The organism is Herbiconiux sp. (assembly GCF_004297105.1).
Taxonomy (GTDB): Bacteria; Actinomycetota; Actinomycetes; order Actinomycetales; family Microbacteriaceae; genus Herbiconiux.
Window position 1 is genome coordinate 250,352 of the sequence record NZ_SCVE01000018.1, and the last position, 26,146, is coordinate 276,497.

The following is a 26,146-nucleotide window of genomic DNA, read 5'->3' on the forward strand; positions in this document are numbered from 1 at the left end:
TCTCCCCCTCAGCCGGTGCGGTCAGCCCGTGATGTCGACGCGGCTGATCAGGTCGTCGACGATCGTGAAGGCCATGGTGCCCCCGCCGTTGAAACCATTGCCGGTGACCTGGATCGATACCGCGTAGATGCCATTGTGCACCGTGAACCCGGTGACCTCGAAATGGCTCTGCACGCCCATGTTGTCGGTCTCGTTCCACCGTGCGACCTCATCGCGGCCGGTGTACGTGTGACCCCAGTCGTCGAGCACGGCATCGGCGGCGAACGCGGAGAGGAACCTCTCGCGGTCGGCGTGGTTGGTGGCGTCGAAGAAGTGGGCGATGGCGGGCGGGAGCGTCTCGGAGCCGGTCATGTCTCCATCCTGGCGGCTCGTGCAGCCTCTCGGGGCGGATTCGAATGGGGCTCACAGAAGGCGGTGCCCGCACGGAATACTGGAGCGGCAGGGGGCGTTCTCGACTTCATACGTTCGCATGAATCACCGTGCGCCCACCCCGCATCGTGCACCAGACAGAGGAGCCACCATGGCCGCCACCGCAGACAGCATCCAATTCGGGCTCGACACCTTCGGTGACGTCACCGCCGACGAGTCCCCGGATGCGGCGGGCGAGCTGCTCCCCCCGGCTCAGGTACTCCGCCACCTCGTCGACCAGGGCGAGCTCGCCGACCAGGTCGGCATCGACTTCATCGGCCTCGGCGAGCACCACCGCGACGACTTCGCGGTCTCCGCCCCCGAGGTCGTACTGGCGGCCATCGCCGCGCGCACCTCGCGCATCCACCTCGGCTCGGCGGTGACGGTGTTGTCGTCGGACGACCCGATCCGCGTGTTCCAGCGCTTCTCGACGCTCGACGCGGTGTCGAACGGCCGCGCGGAGGTCATCCTCGGGCGCGGCTCGTTCACCGAGTCGTTCCCGTTGTTCGGGTTCGAGCTCAGCGACTACGAGCGCTTGTTCGAGGAGAAGCTCGAGCTGTTCGCGGCGGTGCGGTCGCAGAACCCGGTGACCTGGTCGGGGTCGACGCGGGCTCCCCTCACGGAGCAGCGCGTGCATCCGCCGCTCGAGAACGGACTGCTGAAGACATGGGTGGGCGTGGGCGGGAGCCCCGAGTCGGTGGTGCGCACGGCGCGCTACGGATTCGCGTTGATGCTCGCCGTGATCGGCGGCGACCCGGTTCGCTTCGCGCCCTACGTCGATCTCTACCACCGGGCACTCGCCCAGTTCGAGCAGCCGGAGCAGCCCATCGGATTGCACTCCCCCGGGCACGTCGCTGCGACCGACGAGGAGGCGCGCGAACAGCTCTGGCCGCACTATCAGCGACAGATGAACCGCATCGGCCGCGAGCGCGGCTGGTCGCCGATGGGTCGCGCACACTTCGAGCAGGAGGCAGGCCCGTCGGGTTCGCTGTACGTGGGCTCGCCCGAGACGGTGGCCACGAAGATCGCGGCGACCATCCGCACCCTCGGGGTCGACCGCTTCGACCTCAAGTACGGCAACGGACCGCTTCCCCACTCGGCTCTCATGACGAGCATCGAGCTGTACGGCACGCAGGTGATCCCGCGAGTGCGCGAGCTGCTGGCCTGATCAGCGGGCCGGCGGCCACGGCACGATTCAGCGACTCTCGGCACAGCCACGCTTCTCCGGCGGAGCCTTCGCCGAGAATCGCTGATTCCGGCGGGCCATCGCGCCCTAAGCCGACGCGGCGGCGGCCTCTCGGGCGAGGAGGGATCGCTTCACGTCGACACCCCAGGCGAATCCGCCCATCGAGCCGTCGGTGCGCAGCACGCGATGGCAGGGCACGAAGAGCGCCGGAGCATTGCGGGCACAGGCGCTGGCCGCGGCGCGGACAGCGGTGGGACGGCCGAGAGCGACCGCGAATTCCTGGTAGCTGAGGGGGTGCCCGGGCTCGATCTCGCGAAGGGCGGCCCAGCCCTTCTGATGGAACTCGCCGCCCGTCTGCACCACCTCGACGGCATCGATCGCCGTCACGTCGCCGGCGTAGTAGGCGCGCGCGGCCGCGGCGGCCGCCGTCTCCCCCTGCTCGAGCTCCGCCGGCCGGATGCTCGGCGCGAGCCGGCCGAGGAGGGCGGCCGGGTCATCGGTCCAGCCCGACGCCAGCACCCTGTCGTTCTCGTCGGCGATGATGCCGAAGGGGCCGTCGGGGGTGTCGATGAACTGGATGGTCGCGGCGGTCATGAGATCTCCTCGGGGGTGCGGATGCGGGTGGATCGGGTTCGTGGTGTGGTGGCAGCGGTCGGCGTGGTGGGCGGGGCCGGGGTGCCGCCCGCCGGAGCCCGCTTGGCGTCGGCGGCGGCCCGCCAGAGGTGGAGGGAGAGGTAGGAGCGCCAGGGCGAATACGCGGCCGCCCACTCCGAGAGTGCGCGGGGAGCATCCGGAGCTCCGAGCGCGCGGGCACCCGAGCGGATCGCCACGTCTCCCGTGAGCAGCTCGTCGGGCCGGCCGAGAACCCGCATCGAGACGTAGCCGGCCGTCCAGTCGCCGATGCCCGCGAACGCGGTCAGGCCACGGCGCTGCTCCCCGGCGTCGTCACCGAAGGAGAGTTCGAGCGACCCGTCGGCGAGAGCGCGGGCGACCGCGACCACCGTGGCGATCTTGGCGCGCGGGCCGGTGAGCACGGATTCGGCGTGCTCCGCGATCTGCGCCGCGGTCGGGAACAGCAGCGTCGGCTCGAGCGCTGCGTCCGATGACGATGCACGCGGCGACCCCGCGGCGGCGGACGACCCTGCTCCCACCATTGGCTCCGCCGGCTCGGCGGCGCCCGTCGGTCCGGCTCCTGCGGGGCCAGGCCGATGGTCGGGTCGGTGTGCCGGGGCCAGCGGCGTGCCGGCGGCCGCGGCGAGACGGTGCAGCAGCGTGCGGGCCGCCACGACGGTGATCTGCTGGCCGAGGATCGCGCGGAACAGCATCTCGTGGGCGTCGACCGCGCCCGGCATCCGGATGCCGGGCACCGCATTCACCCGCGCCGCCACGGCCTCATGGCCCACGCCGACGAGCGCCTCGTCGATCGCCGACGGATCGGCGTCGAGATCGAACAGGCGACGGATGCGCGCCACCAGGGTGGGCAGATCGGAGAGCGCCGTGAGCCGGGCATCGAGCATCAGACGCCCCGCACCCGAGTGGGCGAAACGGACGGTGAAGCGGGCCGGACCGCCGGGAAGCAGGAGGGAGCGGTGGTAGCTGTCGGGCTCCGCCACCTCGACTCCCGGGATCGCCCGCTCCGCGAGCCACGTGAACACACCCGCTGCATCGAAGGGCTCCCGATAGGGCAGGGCGAGGCTGATCGAACCGGGGGCAGCCCCATCCGCCGCCGCCGATCGCGACCGGATCTCACTCGGCGTGAGCTGGAACACCTCGGCGACGGTGTCGTTGAACTGCCGGATGCTGGCGAACCCGGCCGCGAAGGCGATGTCGCTCATCGAGAGGGCGGTGGACGTGAGCAGGGTGCGCGCGGTCTGCGCGCGGTGGGCACGGGCGAGCGCGAGAGGACCCGCTCCGAGCTCGTGCTGGAGCACGCGGGCGAGGTGTCGCGACGAGTACCCGAGCTGCGCGGCGAGGCCGTCGACGCCCTCGCGCTCGACCACGCCGTCGCCGATGAGGCGCATCGCGCGCCCCGCGAGGTCGCCGCGCAGGTTCCAGTCAGGCGTGCCCGGCACCGCCTCGGGCAGGCAGCGCTTGCAGGCGCGGTAGCCGGCCTCGTGGGCGGCGGCGCTCGTGACGTAGAACGTGACGTTCGCCGGTTTCGGCGTGCGCGCCGGACAGCTCGGACGGCAGTAGATGCCCGTGGATCGCACGGCGGTGATGAACTGACCGTCGAAGCGGGAGTCGCGCGACTGGATGATGCGGTAGCGCTCGTCGAAGTCCATGACACGAGTCTCACACGGGGCGACGACACTCTCTAGCGGAAATCGGACACGGCAGTGAGCACCCGTCGACAGCGGTCACCGGATGCGCCGACCTCCCCTGTGCGCTGTCGGCGGCCCGACGTAGGGTCGCACCATGGCGCATTCGATCGTTCCTCCGTACCTCCTGGCCCGTCTCGCCGAAGCCGACGCCGCGTCGATGCAGCGCGCCGCGAGTGCCGCCCGGCGCTCGTTGCGCAGTGAGCCCGCGGTTCGGGCGGAGCGCCGGCGCGAAGGGCTGGCCGCACCGCTGCCTGCCGCATCCGCCTCACAGAACGCCGCACTGAAGCGCACCATCGCCGATGCGGCGAACACCGAGCTGCTGCCCGGCCTCGTGGTGCGCAGCGAGGGCGCACCCGCCACCGACGACCCCGCGGTCAACGAGGCGTACGACGGGCTCGGCGCCACCCATGCTCTGCTGCTCACGGCGTTCGGGCGCAACTCCGTCGACGGGCGCGGACTGCCGCTCGACGCCACCGTGCACTACGGCGACGACTACGACAACGCGTTCTGGGACGGCGCGCGAATGGTCTTCGGCGACGGCGACGGCGAGGTCTTCAATCGCTTCACCGCGTCGCTCTCGGTGATCGGCCACGAACTCGCGCACGGCGTCACGCAGTACACCGCCGCCCTCGTCTACGCGGGGCAGTCGGGCGCTCTGAACGAGTCGTTCTCCGACGTGATCGGAGCATTGGTGGAGCAGCATGCCCGCGGTCAACGAGCGAATGAGGCGAGCTGGCTCATCGGCGAGGGCCTCTTCACGGCACAGGTCGAGGGCACGGCGCTGCGCTCGATGGTGGAGCCGGGCACGGCCTACGACGACGACGTGCTGGGCCGCGATCCGCAGCCGGCCGACATGGCGGGGTATGTGCAGACCCGAGACGACAACGGGGGCGTGCACCTGAACTCCGGAATCCCGAACCGGGCGTTCGCTCTGGCCGCGATCGAGCTCGGTGGTTTCGCGTGGGAGCGCGCGGGCCGCGTCTGGTACGACGCGATCTCGGGCGACGGCGCACGCGATGAGGGGGATGGCGCCGCTCCGCCGCGCGCGCGTCTCAGCTCGACGGCGACGTTCCTCGAGTTCGCCGATGCGACGGTTGCCTCCGCCCGAGCGTTGTTCGGCGAGGGGTCGGCGGAGGCTGCCGCCATCGCGGCCGCATGGGTTACCGTGGGCGTGAGGAGCGATGACCGACCAGCAGCAGGATGATCGAGACGGCGACGTGGCCGACCGGGGCCCGGCGCTGCACGAGCGCGGCTCCGACGCCGCTCCGCGCGGAGCGCTGCGCATCACGGTGTCCCGCACAGGCGGCGTCGCCGGACTCGCCCCGCACTGGAGCGTGATGGTCACCGAGGAGAAAGACGTCGACTCCTGGTTGTCGCTCGTGGAGTCGTGCCCGTGGGATGCACCCGCTCCCGGCATCGGCGGAGAACCCGACCGCTTCGTCTACACGATCCGCGTGCTGCAGCCCGACCATGAACGCGACGCCCGGGTGCCGGAGCGCGCGCTCGACGGCCCGTGGGCCGACCTCGTCGCCCGCGTCAAAGACGCGAGCCGCTGAGCGGCGACCGCGTGGGCGGAAGCGGGGATCAGCCGAACACGCCGTTCACGTAGTCGTAGGTGCGGGGGTCGATCGGGCTCGAGAACATGGCCTCCGTCGAGCCGTGCTCCACGATGTGGCCCGGCTGGCCCTGCGACGCGAGGAAGAAGGCGCACTGTGTCGACACCCGCTGCGCCTGCTGCATGTTGTGCGTCACGATCACGATGGTGACGTCGTTCACCAGCTCGAGCATCGTCTCCTCGATCACGCGGGTCGACGTGGGGTCGAGCGCCGAACAGGGCTCGTCCATGAGCAGCACCCGTGGCGTGACGGCCAGCGATCGGGCGATGCAGAGACGCTGCTGCTGGCCGCCCGAGAGGCCACCACCCGGCGCCCGCAGGCGATCCTTGACCTCTTTCCAGAGCCCGGCCTTGGTGAGGCTGGTCTCGACGAGGTAGTCCTTGCGATCGCGGTCGGCCTTGGTTCCCGTGAGCTTCAGACCGGCGAGGACATTGTCGTAGATCGACATCGCGGGGAACGGATTGGGCTTCTGGAACACCATCCCGATGCTCTTGCGCGCCTCCACGAGCTTGCGCGACGGGTCGTAGATGTCGTCACCGTCGAGCAGCACCTCTCCCGCGAGACTCGCCGACGGGATGAGCTCGTGCATCCGGTTCAGGATGCGCAGGAACGTCGACTTGCCGCAGCCGGAGGGGCCGATGAGCGACGTCACCACACCCGCGGGCATCGTGAGCGACACCCGGTCGAGCACCTGGTGGTCACCGAACCACGCGGTGATGTTGCGCGCGTCGAGCTCGGCCAGCGGCGGCCGGTCGAGCAGCAGCACCTGCTGCTCGAAGGCGCGCGCCGAGTCGGCTCCGTTCACCTGCTGCTGGACCGTGACCGGCCCGCGCGGCACGGGCGGCACGAACGGAGCGGTGAGCGGCATGCCGGAGTCGGGGTGCGTCGCACGAGGCGGCTGCTGAGCGGCGATCGGATGCGCGCCCTGCCAGCCATCGCGGGTGACCGTCGGGCGGCCCTTCATGATGCGGCGCTGCTCCCGGCGGCTGAGGGGCGGCATCATCACGGTGATGTCGGACGGCACGTAATGGGCCTCCGCGGCGGGCTCGACCGGCTCGGGGTCGGAGGCGGGAACGTGGTCGAGCGTCGTGCCGGGCGAAGGAGCCGCGGGGAGCTCGGTGTTCGCCGCATCCGGAGCGGTCGCGTCGTCGGGTGTCACGTCGGTCATCGGGTTCCGTTCTGCGGATGTCACAGCAAGTTGGGCAGGAGTCGGGTGATCTGGTCGGCCACGAGCAGCCCGGCGAGGAACATCACGGGCACGAACACCACCCACATCTTCTGGGCACCGATGCGGCGGTAGGCCCACACCGCGGCGATCTCGGCCACGATGAAGAACTGCAGCGCGAACACGAGAGCCCAGACGGTGGTGGTGTCGGTGGCCATCGGGAGGTACTCCGGCGACATCGTGCTGAAGACGGTCTGACGTTTGCCGGCCGGCTCGACCGGGGAGGTCAGTTCGGCGTCGACCCAGGCGGTGCCGCTCGGGATGTAGGCCGGTCCACGCGCGGTCTGCAGGATGAGGCGGCTCTCGCTGCCCGTGGGGTTCGGCGGCCCGGGGTCGCCGGCGTAGCGCACGCCGATCACCTCGAACTCCTGGATTCCCTGACCCGTGAGCACCGTGAACGGCGTGCCGGGCGTGAGCTCCTGGATGCGGCTGAACGGCCCGCCGTAGGAGGCGGCTCGGCCCATCACGACGCTCATCCCCTGCTGACCGGGCAGGACGGTGTCTCGACGATGGCCCGGTCCCGACTTGGTCTCGGCGGAGGAGGTGCCCTCGACCACCGTCTCGTACACCCCGATCGAGGGGATGGAGATGATGGCGACGGGGGCGCCGTCGACCAGCAGCTTGTCGTCGAAGTCGCCCTCGCTCACCGGCGCGGTGCCGGCGGCGAGCTGCGCCCGGAACGTGTCGGTGAGCTGCTGCTGCGCCACGACGTGCTGCAGGTGGCTGAGCAGCATGAGATTCAGGACGAAGGCGAGCAGCAGCGCGGCCACGATCGTGAGCAGGGTTCTCGAGAGCACCTGCGTGGGACTCATCGGCTCGAGCGGTTGCATCGACCGCGGCATGCGGCGCGGCATCCGCGGGGGCTTCATGGGCGGCGAGGCCGGGGGCGGGGGTGGCCCCTGGAGCGGAGGAGCGGTCACGCGGTCGACCCCGCGGCCGGCTCGACGGCGAGCCCGGACACCGAGCCTGCGCGCACGATCCGCACCACCGCGTACGCCACGCCGCCGATCGCGAGCAGTGCCAGCAGGAACCACGGCGGCAGCACCACGAAGGCGTCGCGGGTGAGCGGCTGCAGTTCCTCCCCCGCCACGGTCGTGGGCGGCGTGAGGGTCATGTGCGCGGTGGCGAACGTCCACTGGCCGACGCCCGTGAGGGTCGCCGAGACCACCCGCGACTCGCCGGGCTTCAAGGCCGTGACCTCCACCGGGTCGACGGCGCTCAACTCGGCGCCGAAGGCATTGGTCACCCAGAACCGCGAGGTGCTGTCGATCGTCTCGCCGGAGACGTTGCGCACGGTGTACTGGACGGCCAGATCGCCCGCGAGCGGATCGATCGACGGCGAATACGCGGTCGTGAGCCCGCTGACGTAGAGGATGCCGCCGATGCTGAACTCGTCGGCCGCCGGCGCGGGCGGCGTGATCGACCCCGTCACCACGGTCGAGGCGTCGACCGTGGTCTGCGTCTGTGTGGTGGTCGCACGGCTCGCACCCGCCGGCGCACCGGCGGACGACGAGCCGCTCCCACCCGCCGTCTGTCCGGGTGCCACCTGCACGGTGATGTTGTAGTCGTTGTCGCCGCCATCGACGGCCTGGGCCGTGCCACCGCCCGACAGCACGGCGAGGAACCCCACCACCGCGACTCCGATCAGGGTCGCCTCGCGAAGAGGATGCCGTCGCGCGCGGCGCTGAGGACCGGCGGACCGGGCCGTCATCATCGGGTCTCGTTCGAGCCGGGTGCCGTGCCCGCGCCCGTGCCGACCGCCACCGGGGCCTCCTCGCGCGCCTTACGACGCGCCTCGGCCTCGGTGTACGCGATCCAGTCGCGCGCGGTCTTCTCGTCACGACGACGGCGCAGCACCAGGAAGCCCCAGACGCCCAGGCCGAGAACGATCAGAACGAGCAGGAGCCACGGCACGGCGAAGGTGATGGTGTCGCGATTCACCTGGGTGAGCGGGCCGGGATCGAGCGCATCCGGGTCGACGGTCGGCTGCAGGGAGACGTAGGGGTTGAGGTAGCCCAGCTGCGGGATGCCCGAGACGGTCATGGTGATCGTGCGGGTCGCACCGGGCAGCATCTCCGCGAGGTCTTGCCGCGTCTGCTCGCCCGCACCGATTCCGAAGTAGGTGTTGACCCCGGCCACCATGGTGGCTCCGAGCGCCACGTTGCCGGAGTTCTGCACGGTGAAGGTGATGTTCGTCTGGCCCGTGAACGGGTTGAACTCGCCCTGGTAGTCGGCGGCGATGCTCGAGATCGTGAGAGCCGGCTCGAGATCGCCGGGAACGCGGATGTACAGCCGGGTGGCCACGCGCCGGTCGACGAGGATCTGACCGTCGGTGGACGTCGACGAGATCACCATGCCCGACGCGTGGTCGCCGGGTGCCGCATCCGCCGGCACGGTGACCGTGAAGGGGACGACCTGCGAGGCGCCCGGGTCGAGCGGGATCTCGAGCGACGTCGCTCCCCCGTCGAAGGTCACCCAGCTGCCGCCGTCGGTGGGCACCGAATCGGTGTCGAGGAGGCCGTAGGAGCCGTCCTCTGTGTTGTAGGCATCCGTGGCGAACACCTTGAGGGTTCGCGCGGTGGTGCCGGTGTTCTGCACGACGTAGTTGTCGGTGACCTGCTGGCCCGGCTCGACCGAGTAGCTGAACCGCGTGCGGCCGTCGCTCGCGGTCTCGCTGGAGGGCGCTCCGGAGATGCCGTCGGTGTCGTCGGCGTGAGCGGATGCGACAGGCAGCGCCACGAGGACGCCGGCGAGTGCCAGCGTGGCGAGGGCCGCGGCGAGAGGGCGGCGCACAGCGCGATTCAGAGCGGGGATGAGAAGCACAGTTGATTAATCCAAGAGGAGTTGGCGCAGCGGCGGCGGGATGATGAAGGAGGGGTGAACGGCACCCTGCCGGTGGGTGCCGTGTGCGAACGGAAAGGGGGCCGCGATCTCTCGCGGCCCCCTCCCGGTGGTTACTTCGAGGCCAGCGTGAGCGTGAGCTTCGAGGTGTAGGTACCGGCCGGCATGTTCGACGGGGAGACGAACTGCAGGTCGGCGTTGAGCTTCACGGCACCGGATGCGGCCGTCGAGTTCGACTGGGCGAACAGCGACGGGTACGAGGCCGAGCCGGCCACCTGGGCGGCCGAGACGGTCACGTTGGCGTTCGTGCCCACGAGCTTCGGCGCGACGCCGAGCTGCGAGGCCGCGATGACCTTGGTGTTGTCGGCCGCGTTGGTGAACTGCGTGACCGTGGTGGTCAGAGTCCAGCCCGGGTGCGAGGTGTAGCGCTCATCGGTGACGGTGAACTCGCCGAGAGTACCGGTCGAGGTCGAGAGACCGTTGACCATGGCGGGGTTGCCGATGGCCGCGGTGGTGACCGACGGAGCCGACAGGCTGAGGGCGCCGTCGGGAGCCGACATCGTGGTGGCGTTCAGGTTCACGTCGAACGAGTTCGCCGAGGGCTCCTCGGGGGTCGTCGCCGTGGGGGTCGCGAACGTCCACGCGCCGCCGGGCGCCACGGTGATGTACGTGTAGTACACGCCGCCGTCGGCCACGGTGAGCTGGTTGTTCTTCATGAAGGCGAAGCCGACGCTGAAGTTACCACCGGCACGAACGGTGGCCTGCGCGCCACCGGTCTGTGCGCTGAGCTGGAGCTGGGGAAGCCAGACATCCTTGCTGCCCTCGACGAAGTCGCTCAGACCGAACGCGATCCACTTGGTCTGGTCGAGCTCGTCGCCGCGGTTGGAGATGAAGGTACGCACCGAGGTGGCGTCGGAGGAGCCGGGGAACTTCGCCTCGACGTCGGTGTCGTTCGGGCGGCCGATGACGGCCTGCTCGAACGGCAGCGAGGTGCCGGGGGCGTAGATGTCTCCGTTGTTGGCGTCGGCGATGTACACCGGGCCCTTGGAGCCGACGGTCGCGACGGGCTCGCCGGCGGCCTGAGCGCTGAGCGCGCTGCCCGCGACGAGGGCGGCGGCGAGAACGCCGACGGCCGCGACGCGGATGGTTTTCGTGCGGAACATGGTGAGGATGCCTTTTCTGCTAGAGGGTGGCGAACGCGCGGATGAGGGTGGTGCTCGAGGGGGCGAGGAAGCCGAACTTGCGCTTGGCTGCTCCGGCGGTGCTGCTGAAGGTTCCGGTGTTGGTGAGGCTGAGTGCGTTGTCCGGGTTCAGCAGTGCTGCGAGGTTGGCGTCGTACTTGGCATCGCTGGGGTTGATGCGGGCGTACTCCACGACGAGGTAGGTGTCGCGGCCGAACGGAGCGGCGTTGTAGAACGAGGCGTTCGCCGCGAGAGCGGTGCCCGTTCCGGTGAAGGGAGCGACGCCGTTCGGCGACCCGAGCTTCACGTTGCTGCCGGCGGCGATGGTGCTGACGCCGGTGACGCCGTTCGTCTGGGCGATCCAGCTGGCGGCCGAGAACGGGATGATCTCGTCGGCCGCGAGGATCGACGCGTCGTTCTCCGGGGTGAGGTTGTTCACGTCGTTGACGGTCGAACCGAGGGTGGTGACACCGATCGCGCTCAGGAAGAAGCTCCGGGTACCGGAGGTGCTCTGCGGGATGCGGGGCTTCACGGTGGTGGTGCCGATCACGACGGGCGTGTTCGACTCGTAGATCTGCTTGAGCTGAGCGGTGGTCAGCGAAGCGAGGTCGGAGTTGGTGCCGTTGTAGGCGTAGGCCACGGCGTCACGGGCGTAGGGCACGTAGGCCAGCAGGCCGTTGGCGTTGGCGTTGCTGCCGGCGCCGCTCGACGAGCGGGCGATGTCGACCTGGCCGGTGATGGCCTTGGCCGGAACGCCGGCGTTGCCGGAGTAGTTGGCACCGGTGATCGACGCGCGGAGAGCGGTCACACCGGCGCCGGAGCCGGACGGACGGCCGAAGAACGGGCCGCCCTGCTTGGTCTGGATGGCGGCGGTGCCGAAGGCGTCGAAGCCACCGATCGTGTTGCCGCCCGAGGTGATGCGGATGGACGAGCCACCGGCGCGGGTGCCGTTGATCAGCGCGTTGGTGGAGTCCTGGAGGGTGTCGGAGCCGACGAGCACGTAGCCGTTGGAGACGGGCTCCGCGTTCGCGGGAAGAGCGAGGCCGAGGCCCGCCAGAGCGACGCCGACGGCGGCGCCGATTGCGACCACTTTCTTCATCTTCACTTCGAGTTGTTCCTTTCGGGAAGGGTGACCGAGCGTCCGCGGCGCGGCAGCTTCGACTTGGGATCCCAGCGACCGCTGTGAGCGCGGGAATCGGGTCCAAGAATGAGGGGCATCAGACACGTCTCCTGATGCGGGTGATGATGGGCACGGCGAGGGCGGCCAGCAACCCGGCGACGATCGCCAGAGGAACGGCCGCCGAGAGCGCTCCGATGTCGGCGTCGGCCTTCGTGGGACTGCCGAGCAGGGAGCCGGATGCGGTACCCGTGGCCGACGGGTCCGATGCCGGGGCCGCCGCGGCCGGCACCGCTGCCGCTGCAGCGGGCGCCGCCGCAGCCGCGGGTGCGGCGGCCGCGGGGGCTGCGGCCGGGGCCGAGGTGGCTGTCGGAGCCTTCACCGGGCCGGCGGCGATCTTCGCGGCCGCCGCGATGGCCTGGGTCTGCCAGCCGGACGGGATCGGGGCGTACCCGGCCGGCAGGGTGCCGATCGCGGTGCCCTGCTCCTGACCGGAGGTGGCGGCGTAGTTGATGAAGTTCGCGTAGTCGGCGCGCACCGTGGCATCCGTCATGGCCGGATTGGCGGCGACGTATACGGCCATGGCGAGCGGATAGGCATCCGGAGCGCCCTTGGCCGCCGACGACGTGGGGTCGAAGCGGTACACCTGGGGCTGCGCGGGGTCGGCCGTCATCGCGGCGGCCGCGGCGGCGAGCGAGTCGTCATCCGGCCCCACGAACTTGCCCGCCGGATTCAGCAGCTTCGCCTGAAAGACCTGGTACTTGGCCGCCGAGCCGGTGTCGGTGATGCCCATGACGCGCTGGAACCCGGGGAGGTTGCGGTCGGCCTTCTTGTACTTCGGCGGAACCGAGACCGCGTCCCAGTCGCCGAGGATCTGACCGTTGCCCCGGAGGATGAGCCGTGCGCTCGTGGCGAAGTCGTTCGTGTAGGGGCGCCAGGTGACCACGTTCACCGGCCCCTTGCCGGTGGAGTCGGTCGCCTGCTCGGTGGGGTCGCCCTTGGGGAAGTTGTCGCGGGGGTAGGTGATCATGGTGTCGCCCGTGCCCTGGGTGTGGAAGACGTCTGCATTCGGCGAGCTCCACGGGTTCACCTTCATGCCGTAGCCGTCATCCGCGCCATTGAGGAAGGCGACGGCGTCGGCGTCGGCGAGGATGTAGTCCCACACGGCCCGGGCGCTGTCCGAGCGTCCCTGCGGCACGATGAGGTCGGCGAGTGCGGGTGAGGCGATCGACTGGTACTGCCAGTCGCTGTCCTGGTTCACCGCGAGGAAGTCGGGGTCGAAGGTGATGCTCCGGGGATTGTTCCCCAGATGCGCCTTGTCCTTGGCCGAGCCGGGAACCGAGTCGGTGTAGGAGTACGTCAGCAGCTTGGCGAGGAGCCTCGGCGTGAGATTCATCGACTCGTACGGCAGCCGCTGCCGCCCCGTGACCTCGTCTTTGATGTCGGCCGGGATGTTCGCGAACTGGTTCACCTCGCGGTCGATCGAGAAGCCGATCGAGACGCCCGTCAAGGCGATCGGCGCGTACGTGAGCGAATCGGTGGTGTCGGGTGTGCTCAGGGCGCGCGATGTCAGAGCCATCGGTTTCGTGGCGGTGCCGCTGTTGGCCGCCTGGAGGGCATCCGACTCGGCCGAGACGATCGCGGTGTAGGCCGATCCGCCCTTGGCGCTGCAGAGGGTGGGCTGCCAGGAGGCGATGGCCACCGAGGGCAGCTCGCTGCCGGCCAGCTGGCGCTCCGTGCCGCCGATCTTGCAGCGGGAGTCGGCGGGGAGGAAGTCGAGCTTGATGGCGATGCGGTGCTTCCAGCTGTCCCAGAAGAGACCGGAGTTGCGGATCGACGTCTCGTTGGCATCGTTCGTGCCGCGGGGCACCACCACGAGCCAGCACGCCAGGTGCGGTGTCTCCCCCTTGGCGTCCTTCTTGCTGGATCCGCAGCCGAGACCGGGCGACTGCACGACGGTCTGCATCTCGAACTTGACCGCGCCCGTGCCATCGGCGCCCGAACCGGCCCAGTTGATCTCGTTGGTCGTGAACTGGGTGAAGTACTGGTTGTTGTTGAGGTCGATCTTCTCGCTGGCGTCCTTCTTCGCGTCGGCGTAGACGTTCTGACCGGTGATGTCGTTGAGAACGACCTTCTCCACCGAGCCGCCGTCGGCGCCGTGGAACGGGATGCCCGTGTAGGTGGGGCTGTTGGTCGAGGTACCGGGGATCGTGTACGGAGCGTCCTGCTCGGGGATCGGGTTGCGGTAGCTCACGAGCGCGTCGCGCTGAGAGCCCTGTGACACGAAGCCGCCGTACTGGCAGGTGGTGCGGTCGGGGCCGCCGTCGGCATCCGTTCCCCAGCACTGCATGATCTGGAGGAAGTTCGAGCCCGCCGTACCCCCGGAGGGGGCTTCGGACTTGATGCCGCCGGTCCAGCTGATCTGCACGCCCTCGGCCTGGAGGTCGCGCGTCTTCGATACGGTCACCGCGAGGTCGGGCATGGGGGCGTTGTCGATGTCCTTGTCCTGCAGGTTCGCCGCGACCGTCACGACGGAGGAGGTGTCCGCCTGCGCGGGCGTGCCGAACGAGATGCCGCTGACGACGCTCAGCCCTCCGACGAGCACGCCGGTGACGACTCCGGCGACGACGGAGGCCAACCAGGGACGCCGGGGTGACCGGCGGTGGCGGGCGGAACGGGACACGGGTGACTCCAAGCTGAACCCAGGGGATTCGTGGTAACGGCGCCAAAGTATGGGCGCAGGGTGTCGGTGGGATGAACAGCGTGGGAAGGAGACTTCCCTCCGAGGTTTCGCCCTGTGGTCAGATGCGCCCGGATGCCCCGCGAGCGGGGGTCAGCGGTGCGGAGGCGTCAGGAATCGCGGCCCGCGCGCTTGATGCGGCGGGAGGCCAAGGGGGGCACGACGATGACGACGATCAGCAGGACGCCCGCGGCGATCATGAGCACCTGCTCCGGGCCGAGACCGGAATCCGGCAGGGAGAAGGGACTGGACACCGCGGCACCGCCGACCGAGCTCCCCCCGCTCACGAGGGCCCCGTTCTCGTCGTAGACGGCTGCGGCTCCGGATGTCGCAGCCCCCGCTGCGGTGCCGGCCGCCGCCGCGGCACCCGCCGCAGCCGCCGTGGCCGCATCCGGAGCGTTCGCGGTCTCGGTCGGCGTGGCGGCCGCACCCGCGGTGCCCTTCGCGCACTGGGTGGGACCCTTCTGGTCGCATGCCTCGGGCTGGGGGGCATTGGCGGCGAGCACGCTCGAGCCGTCGGCGCCGATGTTCGGGTTCTTGCAGGTGCTGACGTCGATGCCCGTGCCCCCCGCGCCCGGGATCTTCGAGATCTGTTCGGATCCCGCCTCCACGAGGTTGAGCGGCAGCGCCGAGTAGCCCAGGGCACCCGCGACGCTCTGCCCTTCGCAGAGCATGTACCGCGCGAAGGTGCCGAGGGTGGCGCCCTTCTTCTCGGTGAAGACCTTGTTGGTCGTGGTGGGGATGATCATGTACGAGTAGCTCGACAAGGGGTACGTGCGCGGGTCGCTCGAGTTGTAGACGTTGTCGAGGATCTGCGTGAGGTACCGGTCGGGGCTCGGATCCGTGTCGATCTGCGCCTGCGTCAGCGCCACGGCCACCGACGACTCGGTCGGCTCGATGTAGTACCCGGCGTTGTTGAGCACCTTGGCCACCGGGAACCCGGAGTTGAGCGCATAGGAGTACTCGACGTAGGTGATGGCGCCCTCGCCGTAGCTCTGCGAGACGTAGCCCGCCACACCGAGGGAGCCGTTCTGGGCCTTCATCGAGCCCTTCACGACGTATTGCGAGGTCATGAGTCCGCTCGGCTGGTAGGCGCTCCACAGGCTCGGGTACTGCTTCGACATCCAGAGCGTGAACTGCGCGGTCGAACCCGATCCGTCGGATCGCACGACCGGCACGATCGGCTTGTCGGGCATCGTGAGGCCGGGATTGTCGGCCTGGATGGCCGGGTCGTTCCAGTTGGTGATCACGTTGGTGAAGATCTTGGTGATCACCTCGCCGCTCAGGCGGAGATTGGTGACCTGCTTGCCGTTGATCTTCACGTTGTACATGAACGCGGTGCCACCGGCCACGATCGGCATGTAGGCGTAGCCCGACGTGGGCACCTCGGGCGGCGATCCGTCTTCCGGGTTCGTCTGGAACGGGATCTCGCTGACCGCGAAGTCGACGGTCTGGTTGATGAACTCCCGTCGCCCGGCCGAGGAGCCGAGTCCGTTGTAGTTGACGCTCATCGAGTAGTTGTCCTGCACGGTCTTGCGCCACTGGTCGATCGCGTTCTGCGACCAGGTGGAGCCCGCGCCCGTGATGGGCTCGTAGCTGTCGGCCTGAGCGGGCACGGCGGTACCGGCGAAGGCGCCGAGCACGAGGAGCACGAACGCCAGGACGGCGGCGGACGTGCGGGCGATGCGGAGGGTCGGGGTCACGCGGGTCATTCCTCGGGTGTCGTGGCAGGGGCGGGGGTGGGTGCGGGTGCGGATGCGGATGCGCTCGGGCGAGAGGGGTAATCGCCGCGGGCGACCCGGTCTTCGAGGATCGTGATGCGGTGCAGGTCGCGCATCGACTCGGCCCGCGCGTTGCGGCGCTGCCGGTCGGAGAGCTGGCCGGGGCCCTTGCCGCCGATCATGCGCGCCACGATGAAGAGGGTGAGCACCAGCAGGATGAGCACGGCCGCCGTGCCGAACCCCCGGGCCACCATGTTCGGCTCGGGCGAGCGCACGAAGTCGAACACCTGCAGCGGGAGCGAGATCATCGGCCCCGAGAACGGGTTGACGTTCATCACGGCGGTCACGCCCGAGGTGAGCAGCACGGGCGAGGTCTCGCCGATGCCGCGCGCGGTGCCGAGGATGACGGCGGTGACGAGGCCGGAGCGCGCGGTCGGCAGCACCACGTGCCACACCGTGCGCCAGCGCGTGGTGCCGAGCGCGTAGGAGGCCTCCCGGAGGTTTCCCGGAACGAGGCGCAGCACGACATCCGAGGCCCGGATGACGATGGGCAGCATCATGACCGTGATGGCGAGGGATGCCGCGAAGCCCGACCTCTCGTGCGTCACGAGCTGGATGACGGCCGCGTAGATGAACAGGCCGGCCACGATCGACGGCAGGGCGGTCATGGCGTCGGAGATGGTGCGCACGAAGCGGGCGAACTTTCCGCCCACCTCGTTGAGGAACACGGCGGTGGTGACGCCGAGCGGGATGGTGATGGCGAGGGCGATGGAGATCTGGATGAGCGTGCCCACCACCGCGTGCAGGATGCCGCCCGAGGTGAGCGGGTCGAGCGGGCCCGTGGTCTTCATCGTCTCGGTGAAGAAGTTGAGGTGCAGCACGGCGTCACGGCCACGGGCGAGCGTGTAGATCGCGATGAACACGAGGGCGCCGACCAGGATGGTGCCGGCGCTCACCATGAGCACGGTGGCGAGCTTGTCCTTCACCTCCTGGCGGTCGGCGCGCACCGCCACCAGCAGCAGGTAGATGCCGATGAAGGCGACGTAGGCGATGATGAACCACCCGATCGCGCCCGTGAGCGGGGCGATCCAGCCGAAGAGCAGGGTGGAGAACGCCATGCCGCCGGCGAGCGCTCCGATGATGTTGAACTTCTCGTCGATGGTGACGGCGTGCAGGCCGCGACGCGGGCCGATCTCGATGCCCTCGCTCGAGGGGATGACGGTCGGCGCTGCCCCGCCGTGGTCGGAGTCGGAGTCGGAGTCGGTCTCTGAGTCGTCGAACTCGAGGGCGTCGAGCTCCTCGGTCATCGTGTCGTCGAGGAGGCCGTCGCCAGCCGGATGCTCGTAGGTGGTCGTCATCCGATCACTGGCTCTCTGCGCCGGAGCGCGATCGGGCCACGATGGTCGAGGCGGTGAAGTTCACGATGAGCGTGATGATGAAGAGCACGAGGCCCGCCGCCATCAGGGCCGAGAGGCCGAACTCGCTGGCCTCGCCGTAGCGCAGGGCGATGAGCGCGGAGATCGAGTTGGTGCCGGTCTTCAGCACCTGCCAGTTGATGGTGAACACCGGGGAGATGATCATGTACACCGCGATGGTCTCGCCGAGGGCGCGGCCGAGGCCGAGCATGGTGCCTCCGATGATGCCGCCGCGGCCGAACGGGAGCACGACAGCGCGGATCATGCCCCAGCGGGTGCCGCCGAGCGCGAAGGCGCCTTCGCGCTCGCCGATCGGCGCCTGAGAGAAGGCCTCGCGCATGACCGAGGCCTGGGTCGGCACCACCATGAGGCCCACCACGATTCCGGCGATGAAGGCCGAGGAGGTGAAGGCGCTCGCCTCGGTGAGCGTCTCGCCGTTCTCGCCCGTGACGGCGAAGATCGGGATGAAGCTGAAGTAGTGCGAGATCCAGCGGGCCACCGGGATCATGGCGTCCTGCAGGAAGAACACACCCCAGAGACCGAACACGATGCTCGGCACGGCGGCCATCAGGTCGACGAGCGAGATCATGAAGGAACGGAGCGTGCCGCGCACCACCTCGGAGAGCAGGAGGGCGGTGCCGAACGCGAGCGGGAAGCCGGTGCAGAGCGCGACGAGGGCCACCGTCACCGTGCCGAAGAGCACGGCGGCGATGCCGAAGTTCTGGGTCTCGGGCGACCACTCCTGCGTCCAGAGGAACGACGGACCGGCCACCTGCAGCGCCGAGCCCGCCCGGAGGGTGAGGAAGAGGCCCACGAGGAGCATGATGCCGACCGTGGTGGCACCGGCGGTGTACGCAACCGTCTGGAAGACCGTGTCGGACGTCGAGCGGCGCGACACCAACGACCTGGGCCGCGGAGCCGAGTCCGCGGCGTCGTTGCGCGGCGCGCCGCCCTCGCCTCCGGCTCCACCAGCACCGGCGGTGCCTTCGCGGTCGGTCGCACCCTCGAGAGGAGCGATCACATCCGTGCGCTCGTTCTCGAGTAAGACGTCCTCGATCGTCTGGAAGACGTCCTTATCCGTCACGAGCAACCAACCATGCCGCTGATGCTCGGGGCCGGAGGTGAACGAAGGGAAGCCGTGGAGTGAAGGGGCCGTTTCGGGGGAATGGAGAGAGCGGCGGGAGCATCGTCGGTCACCCCCCGTTCGCGGGGGCACCGGGATCGTCGGGGTCGGGGGCGGGTGTGCCGGTGGGAGTGGGTGTCGAGGTGGGGGTGGGGGTCGGCGTCGGCAGGGGCGCGGCCGAGCGCGGCACGGCCACCAGCAGAGTCACCGTCGAGCCGAGCCTCGCCTCGGTCCCTTCGACGGGAACGGTGCCGAGCACAGTGCCTTGCGGCGCATCGTCGCCGCGGGTGGTGATGATCACCTCGAAGCCGGAGCTGCGCAGGCTCGAGAGCGCGTCGGACTGCGCGGCACCGCCGGTGCGCGGCACGACGTTGGAACCGGATGCGACCACCAGGTCGACCGTGCTGCCGACCGCGGCCTGGCTGCCGCCCGCCGGGTTGTGGCTCAGAACCGTGTCGGCCGACTGGGTGGAGTTCTGCGGCGTGACGGTCCCCACGGTCAGGCCGGCTGCGGTCAAGGCGTCGCGGGCCGCGGAGAGCGAGAGTGCGGTGAGAGGGGGCACGGCGATCATCGGGGCGGCGACGCTCTGCACCACCGGGGTGGTCGTGGGGGTGACGGAGACGGTCGGCTCGGGAGCGGGTGTCTCGGGGCCCGCACCGAACGTCGCGGAGCCGGCATTGCCCGCGGCGAGGGCCCAGGCCACCACCACGATGGCGGCGGCGAGGGCGACGAAGACCCAGAGCGCGGCTGATCCGCGGGGCGTTGGAGCCGTGCCGGCGCCGGTGCCGGCGCCGGGACCGCCTCCGCTGCCGCGACCGGCTCCGGCGGTGGCCGGTGCGGTACTGGGCGCGCCGGTGCGTGTGCCCGACGGGTAGGCGGCCGTGGGCCGATTCGGGGACGCCTGGACCGTGGATGCCGCCGAGCCCCCGGAGCGGGCACGGGCACGCGGGAGTACCGCGGTGGCGGTGTCATCGCCAGACGCGGGTACATCGTCCGCCGTCAGTCGGGCCGCCGACGCCAGGGCCGCTGCGCCGGCACCCGCCATCACCCGGGTGGCGTCGTGCGAAGCATCCGGGGCCGGGCCATCGATCGCGCGCAGGTGCTGGGCCGCGGCGCGCACGGCCACCTGCATCGCGGCGGCGTCGGGGAAGCGGGATGCGGGGTCTTTCAGCATCGCCCGCACCACCAGGCGGTCGAGGGAGCGGGGCGTTCCCGGCCGTTCGACCGACGGCACGGGTGGCGGCGAGTTGAGGTGGGCGAGCATGACCGCGCGACGGGAGTCACGGACGAACGGCGCGTGGCCCACGAGCGCGAAGTAGAGCACCGCGCCGAGCTGGTACAGGTCGCCGCGCTCATCGACCGGCTCACCGCGTGCCTGCTCGGGCGAGAGATAGCTCACGTTGCCGAGCACGCCGAGCGCGGTGTCGGGAGGGGCCGGCGCGGCATCGGCGGGGGCTGGGGCGGCGGCGGGAGCGTCGCTGGAGGTGGTGGTGGTGGTGGTGGCGGCGGTGGCACCCGGAGCGGGGGGACCGGCGATGGCGAGGCCCTCCAGGGCGGGCACGGCTTCGGTCGTGGGCGCCGCATCGGGGAAGGTCGCCGCGCCGGGGGTGGCAGCCGCGCGGGGTGTGGCGGCCGCGCCGGGGGTGGCGGCCGCGCCGGGGCTGGCAGCCGCGCGGGGGGTGGTGGCCGCGCGGGGGGTCGTGGCCGCGCGGGGGGTCGTGGCCGCGCGGGGGGTCGTGGCCGCGCGGGGGGTCGTGGAACGGAGCACGTCGGAACCCAGGGCGGCGCGGCCGGCGGCATCCGCGAGTCCGAAGTCGACGAGACGCACCCCGGAGGCGCGCAGCACGCCGCGTGGGTCGCGGGCGATCATGATGTTGGCCGGAGAGATGTCGCGATGCACCAGGCCGGTGTCGTGCGCGTGAACGAGAGCCGACAGAACACCGTCGGCCACGGCGAGCGTCTCGGCGAACGTCAACTCGCCCTCGTGCTCGACCAGTTCGGAGAGGCTGACCCCGGGTGCGAACTCGAAGGCGATCCAAGCCTGCGGGTCGTTGTCGCCCGCGTGCACGCCCATCCCGATCACCTCGACGATGTTCGGATGCTTCAGGTCACCGGCCGTGCGGGCCTCGGCGAAGAAGGCCTCGCGGGCCTGTTCCGAGCGCGAGAAGTGCGGGTGCAGGATCTTCAGCGCGATCGTCTCGCCGGTGTCGAGATCGACCGCTTTGAACACCGAGGCCGAACCGCCGCTGCCGAGCAGTTCGCCGAGCCGGAAGCGGGAGGAGATGAGTCCGTCGGCCTCAGCCATTCGACGCCGCACCCGACGCGGCCCGCGCCATGTACTCGTTCGCGGTGGCCGCGACGAGGTCGACGTAGCTCTCGACGTGGTTGTAGGAGAACACGGCCGCGCGCCAGCCGGCCGCATCCGTCACGCTGCCGCTGTGGCACAGGTAGCGCGCCGCCGCCAGCGCCGCATCGTCGATCTGCTGCGGGTCGGCCCGGCCGTCGCCGTTGCCGTCGGCGCCCCAGCGCTGCCAGGTCTGCGGGATGAACTGGAGCGGTCCCACCGCGCGGTCGTGCGTGGTGTCGCCGTCGAAGGCTCCGCCGTCGGAGTCGGAGATCGCGTCGTACTCGCCGCCGTCGAGGGCGGGGCCGATGATCGCGGGCGTCGTGGCGCCGTCGCTGCCGATCGCGGAGCCCGCGTGTGTGCCGTGGCCGGATTCGACGGCACCGAGCGCGGCGAGGGTGTTCCAGCCGAGGCCGCACGAGGGTTGCTCGGATTGCAGGGCGAGCGCTGCGCCGGCGTAGCCGATGAGGGCGCGCACGGGGATGCCGGTGGTGGCGGCGGTGGTTGCCGCCCAGTCGGCGGAGACCGTGGTGGCGGCTGTCCAGGAGCGGTCGGAAGCGGGGGTTGTGGATGCGCCCGAACCCGTTGCAGGAGACGAGGTCGCGGGAGCGGATCCGGAGTCTGAGTCTGTGCCGGTGCCTGTGCCGGTGCCGGTGCCGGTGCCTGCGCCTGCGCCTGCTCCTGCTCCAAGGGTCGTGCCGCCGGCCACCTGGCCGGTCGCGGCACCTGTCGAGGCGGCGCCCTCCCCCACGATCGGCGCGGGCACGACCGCCGCCGCCGAGTCGGCTCCGTCGCCCCAATCGGAGGCGGTCGACGTGCTCCGCGGTGGCGCGGCCGAGACCGCGCCGACCGCGAGCCAGGAGGCGAGCGCGACCAGGGCGGAGATCAGCAGTCCGAGACCGACGCGGGCACTCATGCCACGAACCTTTGCGCCGCGTCATGAAGGGGAGGCGTCCACGAGGTGAAGGAGGGGTGTCGCGCCGCTGACCGGCCGCCGGGGCGCTCTCCGTCCCGGGCGACAATCGGGGCCGACCCACCACCGGCTTGCCACAAGATGTGGCAACCCCCGCGCGGAACCAACACTTAGCGGCAAGTGCACGCGCAGATAGCGGCAAGGCACGCGCAGCCCCGCGATCCCACACATCGACTTGCCACAAGATGTGGCAACCCACGTGCGGTACCAACACTTCGCGGCAAGTGCACCGGGCCGCGGGAGCTCGACGGGTGACCGGGAGATCGAGTGCGGTATCGGAGAATGGAGCGGTGACGACCGCCGCTCCCCCGCACGACACCGTTCTCGAGCTCCGCTCCGTGCGATTCGTGCGCGGCGGGCGCGCGCTGCTCGACGACATCTCGTTCTCGGTCCGGCCCGATGAGCACTGGGCGCTGATCGGGCCGAACGGGGCGGGCAAGAGCACGATCCTCAGCCTGTGCGGGGCGGTGCAGCATCCGACGAGCGGTGAAGTGTGGGTGCTCGGCGAACAGCTCGGTCGGGTGGAGCTGCAGGCGCTGCGGCGGTCGATCGGGCACGTGAACCCGCGGCATCCGCTCACGTCGGGCCTGAGCATCCTCGATGTCGTACTCACCGGGCTCACCGGCACTGTCGAGCGGGTGCCGCGGTGGGTCCCCAGCGGTTCTGAGCGCGATCGGGCGCAGGCGACCATCGCGCTGCTCGGGCTCTCGGGCAAGACGGATGAGCCGTGGACCACGCTCTCACAGGGCGAGCGTGGGCGCACACTCATCGCGCGGGCGCTGATGACCGACCCGAGACTGCTGCTGCTCGACGAGCCGTCGACGGGGCTCGATGTCGCCGCGCGGGAGCAGCTGCTCGATACCCTCGACGAGGTGCGGGCGGCTCATCCGGGACTCGCCTCAGTGCTCGTCACCCATCACCTCGAGGAGCTGCCCACCACCACGACGCACGCCCTGCTGCTGGCCGACGGCCGCATCACGGCGAGCGGCCCGGCCGCCGAGGTACTCACGACCGCTGCAGTGAGCGCCTGCTTCGACCATCCGATCGCGATCGACCGTGCCGAGGGCCGCTGGCACGCCCGCAGCGGCCGCGCGCCGCGCTGACCGGGTGGCGCCCGCTTCCGGACCGCAGAAGAAAACGCGGGTTCACCCACAGAGTGTCGACGAGGGCCCGCTTTCTGGTGCATATCGGCAGCCAGGCCACCCGCAGCACCGACGCACCACCTGACATGGCACTGGGGCCGCTTCCGAACCGCAGAAGAAAACGCGGGTTCATCCACAAAGTGTCGACGAGGGCCCGATTTCTTCTGCGGTTCGGCGCTAGAACGCCCTCAGCCTCGGCGCGCCCGACCACGTGAGCCTGGGGCTGAATGCCAACCGTATGAGAAAAGGGGGCGCCAGCTCCCTAGTGTCGATGGGGGGCCGGTTTCTCATACCGTTCGGCCGAACCTACGGGGTGCCCGCGCCATAAGTGACGCGGATGCGCGCCAGGTAGCGCCGGCTCGGCCAACGCCGCACGCGTGGGGGCAGCACGCGGTAGACGCGCGTCGAGACCGCCATCAAGCGGTCGAAGCGGCGCTGCTGCGCCTTCGACCAGGTGAAACCGAAGGCGCCGCGAAGCGCGTCGGGCAGCAGCGCCACGGTTACGAAGCGAGCGAGCGGCATGCCTGCCCGCAGGGCGACCGGGGCATTCTGCGCCCTCAGAAGAGCCGCGGCAACCGACCGCACCGTGGCGTCGACCCGCAGGCCGGCGATGGCGTGGTCCCAGTAGGCGCGGAAGTCGGCGCGCGTCTCGGGCCAGAGCTCGAGTGGCATCTGAAGCGCGGTTCCGAGAACGGCGTACTCGCGGTAGACGTGCTCCGCGGCATCCGGCGCGAGGGGGCCGTAGGTCTTCTCGTACAGCGTGATCGCCGTGTCGTACAGCGTGGCCGCGACCCAGAGCTGCAGCTGGGGGTCGCGCGCGTCGTACCGTGGATCGGTGTGGTGCGCATCCTGACGTCCGGCGGTAGCCGACACCGCCGCCGGCTGTGCGGAGGCAATCCCTTCCGTGACGGTGGCTGCGCGAAGATCGGGGACGGGCGCCGAAGGCGCAGCACCCCGGGGCGGGTTGCTCACCGGGGCGTGCGCGCGGTTCACCGCCCTGCGCATGGCACGGATGTCGTCATCGGAGCCGTTCGCCAGCGCATAGACGTAGCTCAGAGTGGCGTTGAGACGCTTCATCGGACGGAGCGCGAAATCGCTGTGGCGGGCGACGCCGTAGCCGATCGCCGGATTCGCGATCTGCAACAGGATGGCCCGCCCCGCACCGGCGAGAAGGATGCTCTCGGGTGCGATGTCGGCGAGCCTCGGCATGGCGGCGACGATAGCATCCGAACCCGTGCGATCGAGCGGCGGAGCACCGCCGCGAAGGCTAGCCTTGAGCCATGCCGCGCGGTTCAGACTCCCCCGATGCGGATGCCCCGCCCGGTGCCTCACCCGATTGGGCCGGCGACTCCGATCTCTGGGACGTGATCGTCGTGGGCGCAGGCCCCGCCGGCTCCACGGCCGCCCGCACGGCCGCACTCGGCGGCGCGCGCGTGCTCCTGCTCGACAGGGCGCGATTCCCCCGCTACAAGACCTGCGGCGGCGGGCTTCTCGGCGAATCGCTGGCGCTCATCCCGGAGGCCGCTCGCGCCACGATCGAGTCATCCGTGCAGGAGACGGTGTTCACCGACCGCTTCCGCCGACCCTTCACCCTCCGACGCCCCGCCGCCTACCTCGCGATGGTTCGCCGCCAGGAGTTCGACCAAGCCCTCGTCGACGCCGCCGTCGAGGCGGGCGTGCACTTCGTCGACGGCGTCGCCGTGCGCGGCATCGAAGAGACCGAGCGGATGCCGGCCGCCGCACCCGATGGGCTCGGTGGAACGGCAGAACCACGGTGCGCTGCCGGCTCGCACCCCACCGTGACCGTGCGCACCGACCGTGGCAGCGCATCCGCCCGCGTGCTGATCGGAGCCGATGGTGCCGGCGGACGCATCGGGCGGTACGTCGGCGTCGACCTCGGCGGGATCGACCTCGGACTCGAAGACGAGGTGGCGATGCCCTCCGACGACTCCGGATGGCGCGACCGCGTCTTCCTCGACTGGGGCGCCGCCGCCGGCAGCTACGCCTGGGTCTTCCCGAAGCGGGATTCGCTCACGGTCGGCGTGATCCAGCGCAAGGGCTCGCCCGACGAGACCCGCGACTACCTCGCCGCCTGGCGCAGCCACCTCGGGCTCACGGATGCGGCCACCCTCCACAGCTCCGGACATCTCACCCAATGGCGCACCACCGCCTCTCCGCTCCGCCGTGGTCAGGTGATCGTTGCGGGCGAATCGGCCGGGTTGCTCGAGCCCTGGACGCGGGAGGGCATCTCGTTCGCCCTCCGCTCCGGCGCGTGGGCCGGCGAGGCGGCCGCCGCCGCGACCACCCGCACTGGCGCGGGAATCGGAGTTGCGACCACGCTCGCCGCCGCGACGACGCTCGCCGATGCCGATGCCGATGCCGATGCCGATGCCGATGCCGGGGCCGGGGCCGGGGCCGATGCCGGAGCCGCGACCGCCCACGGCACCGCCGCATCCGCCGCGCTCGACACCTACGTGGCTCGGGTGCGCGCTGTGCTCGAGCCCGAGCAGGTCGTGGGCGACCGCATCCTCGCGGCTTTCGAACGCCGCCGCGGACTCGTTCACGCGCTGCTGCGTACTCCCGCCGGTGCCCGCTACTTCGTTCGCTTCTGCCGCGGCGAGACCACACTCGCACGCCTGGCCAAGCACCGGGTCGTGATGCGCGTCGTGCGCGCCCTCTCCTGACGCGGGAACACACCCACCCCGCGCGATCGAGGATCGACGATCGACGATCGACCAGGCTCACCCGATGAGCGATCAACACGCCGCCCCCACGGGCACCACCAACGAGCGA

The 26,146-nt window shown here is 70.6% G+C and carries 21 protein-coding genes; 5 read left to right on the forward strand and 16 right to left on the reverse strand.

From position 1 onward, the window contains the following. Positions 1-21 precede the first annotated feature (21 nt). Positions 22-351, reverse strand: coding sequence for a nuclear transport factor 2 family protein (locus tag EPO52_RS14760; RefSeq protein WP_290807839.1), 330 nt, complete (start codon positions 349-351; stop codon positions 22-24). A 169-nt stretch (positions 352-520) separates the two neighbouring features. Here EPO52_RS14760 and EPO52_RS14765 point away from each other — a divergent pair, with 169 nt between their 5' ends. Beyond that, positions 521-1,576: an LLM class flavin-dependent oxidoreductase gene (locus EPO52_RS14765; RefSeq protein ID WP_290807841.1), complete on the forward strand. Its 1,056-nt coding sequence runs from the start codon at positions 521-523 to the stop codon at positions 1,574-1,576. 105 nt (positions 1,577-1,681) lie between these two features. Here EPO52_RS14765 and EPO52_RS14770 read toward each other — a convergent pair whose 3' ends face one another. Further along, positions 1,682-2,188: a methylated-DNA--[protein]-cysteine S-methyltransferase gene (locus tag EPO52_RS14770; RefSeq protein WP_290807843.1), complete on the reverse strand. Its 507-nt coding sequence runs from the start codon at positions 2,186-2,188 to the stop codon at positions 1,682-1,684. Next, positions 2,185-3,876, reverse strand: a complete 1,692-nt coding sequence (locus EPO52_RS14775) for an AlkA N-terminal domain-containing protein (RefSeq protein ID WP_290807845.1) — start codon at positions 3,874-3,876, stop codon at positions 2,185-2,187. The genes EPO52_RS14770 and EPO52_RS14775 overlap by 4 nt, the downstream gene beginning before the upstream one ends. 133 nt (positions 3,877-4,009) lie before the next feature. On the opposite strand from EPO52_RS14775, the gene EPO52_RS14780 reads away from it, so the two are divergent. After that, complete coding sequence (locus EPO52_RS14780; protein ID WP_290807847.1) at positions 4,010-5,119, forward strand: M4 family metallopeptidase; 1,110 nt, start codon at positions 4,010-4,012, stop codon at positions 5,117-5,119. Beyond that, entirely contained in the window at positions 5,097-5,471 is a 375-nt protein-coding gene (locus EPO52_RS14785; protein ID WP_290807848.1) for a protealysin inhibitor emfourin, read from the forward strand. Before EPO52_RS14780 ends, EPO52_RS14785 begins: the two co-directional genes overlap by 23 nt. 28 nt (positions 5,472-5,499) lie before the next feature. Here the strand turns inward: EPO52_RS14785 and EPO52_RS14790 are convergent, their stop codons facing one another. The 12 genes from EPO52_RS14790 to EPO52_RS14845 all read right to left on the reverse strand — a co-directional run bounded on the left by EPO52_RS14790 (position 5,500) and on the right by EPO52_RS14845 (position 22,154). Further along, entirely contained in the window at positions 5,500-6,273 is a 774-nt protein-coding gene (locus EPO52_RS14790) for a phosphate ABC transporter ATP-binding protein (RefSeq protein ID WP_290808269.1), read from the reverse strand. A 446-nt stretch (positions 6,274-6,719) separates the two neighbouring features. Next, positions 6,720-7,568: a sortase gene (locus tag EPO52_RS14795; RefSeq protein WP_290807850.1), complete on the reverse strand. Its 849-nt coding sequence runs from the start codon at positions 7,566-7,568 to the stop codon at positions 6,720-6,722. A gap of 104 nt (positions 7,569-7,672) precedes the next feature. After that, complete coding sequence (locus EPO52_RS14800) at positions 7,673-8,470, reverse strand: hypothetical protein (RefSeq protein ID WP_290807852.1); 798 nt, start codon at positions 8,468-8,470, stop codon at positions 7,673-7,675. Then, a complete protein-coding gene (locus EPO52_RS14805; protein WP_290807854.1) occupies positions 8,467-9,549 on the reverse strand; it encodes a hypothetical protein in 1,083 nt (360 codons plus the stop codon). The genes EPO52_RS14800 and EPO52_RS14805 overlap by 4 nt, the downstream gene beginning before the upstream one ends. 161 nt (positions 9,550-9,710) lie before the next feature. Continuing rightward, positions 9,711-10,760 carry a hypothetical protein gene (locus EPO52_RS14810; RefSeq protein ID WP_290807856.1) on the reverse strand — a complete coding sequence of 350 codons (1,050 nt, stop codon included), beginning with the start codon at positions 10,758-10,760 and terminating at the stop codon, positions 9,711-9,713. Between the two features lie 19 nt (positions 10,761-10,779). Continuing rightward, entirely contained in the window at positions 10,780-11,883 is a 1,104-nt protein-coding gene (locus EPO52_RS14815; protein ID WP_290807858.1) for a hypothetical protein, read from the reverse strand. 112 nt (positions 11,884-11,995) lie between these two features. Then, positions 11,996-14,578 (reverse strand): hypothetical protein, encoded by a 2,583-nt coding sequence (locus EPO52_RS14820; protein ID WP_290807860.1) that lies wholly within the window; start codon positions 14,576-14,578, stop codon positions 11,996-11,998. 167 nt (positions 14,579-14,745) lie between these two features. Continuing rightward, positions 14,746-16,338, reverse strand: a complete 1,593-nt coding sequence (gene pstS, locus EPO52_RS14825; RefSeq protein WP_290807861.1) for a phosphate ABC transporter substrate-binding protein PstS — start codon at positions 16,336-16,338, stop codon at positions 14,746-14,748. A gap of 5 nt (positions 16,339-16,343) precedes the next feature. Beyond that, entirely contained in the window at positions 16,344-17,714 is a 1,371-nt protein-coding gene (gene pstA / locus EPO52_RS14830) for a phosphate ABC transporter permease PstA (RefSeq protein WP_290807863.1), read from the reverse strand. Between the two features lie 4 nt (positions 17,715-17,718). Further along, the gene (pstC, locus tag EPO52_RS14835; protein WP_290807865.1) at positions 17,719-18,855 is read right to left on the reverse strand and encodes a phosphate ABC transporter permease subunit PstC; all 1,137 of its coding nucleotides are present in this window, start codon (positions 18,853-18,855) and stop codon (positions 17,719-17,721) included. A gap of 109 nt (positions 18,856-18,964) precedes the next feature. After that, positions 18,965-21,199, reverse strand: coding sequence for a PASTA domain-containing protein (locus tag EPO52_RS14840; protein ID WP_290807867.1), 2,235 nt, complete (start codon positions 21,197-21,199; stop codon positions 18,965-18,967). After that, positions 21,192-22,154 carry a lytic transglycosylase domain-containing protein gene (locus EPO52_RS14845; protein ID WP_290807869.1) on the reverse strand — a complete coding sequence of 321 codons (963 nt, stop codon included), beginning with the start codon at positions 22,152-22,154 and terminating at the stop codon, positions 21,192-21,194. The genes EPO52_RS14840 and EPO52_RS14845 overlap by 8 nt, the downstream gene beginning before the upstream one ends. A gap of 347 nt (positions 22,155-22,501) precedes the next feature. Here EPO52_RS14845 and EPO52_RS14850 point away from each other — a divergent pair, with 347 nt between their 5' ends. Beyond that, on the forward strand, positions 22,502-23,314 hold the full coding sequence (locus EPO52_RS14850) for an ATP-binding cassette domain-containing protein (protein WP_290807871.1): 813 nt from the start codon (positions 22,502-22,504) through the stop codon (positions 23,312-23,314). Positions 23,315-23,659: 345 nt separating this feature from the next. Here the strand turns inward: EPO52_RS14850 and EPO52_RS14855 are convergent, their stop codons facing one another. Then, positions 23,660-24,562, reverse strand: coding sequence for an oxygenase MpaB family protein (locus EPO52_RS14855; protein WP_290807873.1), 903 nt, complete (start codon positions 24,560-24,562; stop codon positions 23,660-23,662). Between the two features lie 71 nt (positions 24,563-24,633). Between EPO52_RS14855 and EPO52_RS14860 the strand changes: the two genes are divergently transcribed. Beyond that, entirely contained in the window at positions 24,634-26,037 is a 1,404-nt protein-coding gene (locus tag EPO52_RS14860; protein ID WP_290807875.1) for a geranylgeranyl reductase family protein, read from the forward strand. Positions 26,038-26,146 lie beyond the last annotated feature (109 nt).

Coding starts and splice junctions, on each gene's coding strand:
- EPO52_RS14760 (WP_290807839.1), bottom strand. CDS start 351: ATGACCGGCTCCGAGACGCTCCCGCCCGCCATCGCCCACTTCTTCGAC.
- EPO52_RS14765 (WP_290807841.1), top strand. CDS start 521: ATGGCCGCCACCGCAGACAGCATCCAATTCGGGCTCGACACCTTCGGT.
- EPO52_RS14770 (WP_290807843.1), bottom strand. CDS start 2,188: ATGACCGCCGCGACCATCCAGTTCATCGACACCCCCGACGGCCCCTTC.
- EPO52_RS14775 (WP_290807845.1), bottom strand. CDS start 3,876: ATGGACTTCGACGAGCGCTACCGCATCATCCAGTCGCGCGACTCCCGC.
- EPO52_RS14780 (WP_290807847.1), top strand. CDS start 4,010: ATGGCGCATTCGATCGTTCCTCCGTACCTCCTGGCCCGTCTCGCCGAA.
- EPO52_RS14785 (WP_290807848.1), top strand. CDS start 5,097: ATGACCGACCAGCAGCAGGATGATCGAGACGGCGACGTGGCCGACCGG.
- EPO52_RS14795 (WP_290807850.1), bottom strand. CDS start 7,568: ATGAGTCCCACGCAGGTGCTCTCGAGAACCCTGCTCACGATCGTGGCC.
- EPO52_RS14800 (WP_290807852.1), bottom strand. CDS start 8,470: ATGATGACGGCCCGGTCCGCCGGTCCTCAGCGCCGCGCGCGACGGCAT.
- EPO52_RS14810 (WP_290807856.1), bottom strand. CDS start 10,760: ATGTTCCGCACGAAAACCATCCGCGTCGCGGCCGTCGGCGTTCTCGCC.
- pstA (WP_290807863.1), bottom strand. CDS start 17,714: ATGACGACCACCTACGAGCATCCGGCTGGCGACGGCCTCCTCGACGAC.
- EPO52_RS14840 (WP_290807867.1), bottom strand. CDS start 21,199: ATGGCTGAGGCCGACGGACTCATCTCCTCCCGCTTCCGGCTCGGCGAA.
- EPO52_RS14845 (WP_290807869.1), bottom strand. CDS start 22,154: ATGAGTGCCCGCGTCGGTCTCGGACTGCTGATCTCCGCCCTGGTCGCG.
- EPO52_RS14855 (WP_290807873.1), bottom strand. CDS start 24,562: ATGCCGAGGCTCGCCGACATCGCACCCGAGAGCATCCTTCTCGCCGGT.
- EPO52_RS14860 (WP_290807875.1), top strand. CDS start 24,634: ATGCCGCGCGGTTCAGACTCCCCCGATGCGGATGCCCCGCCCGGTGCC.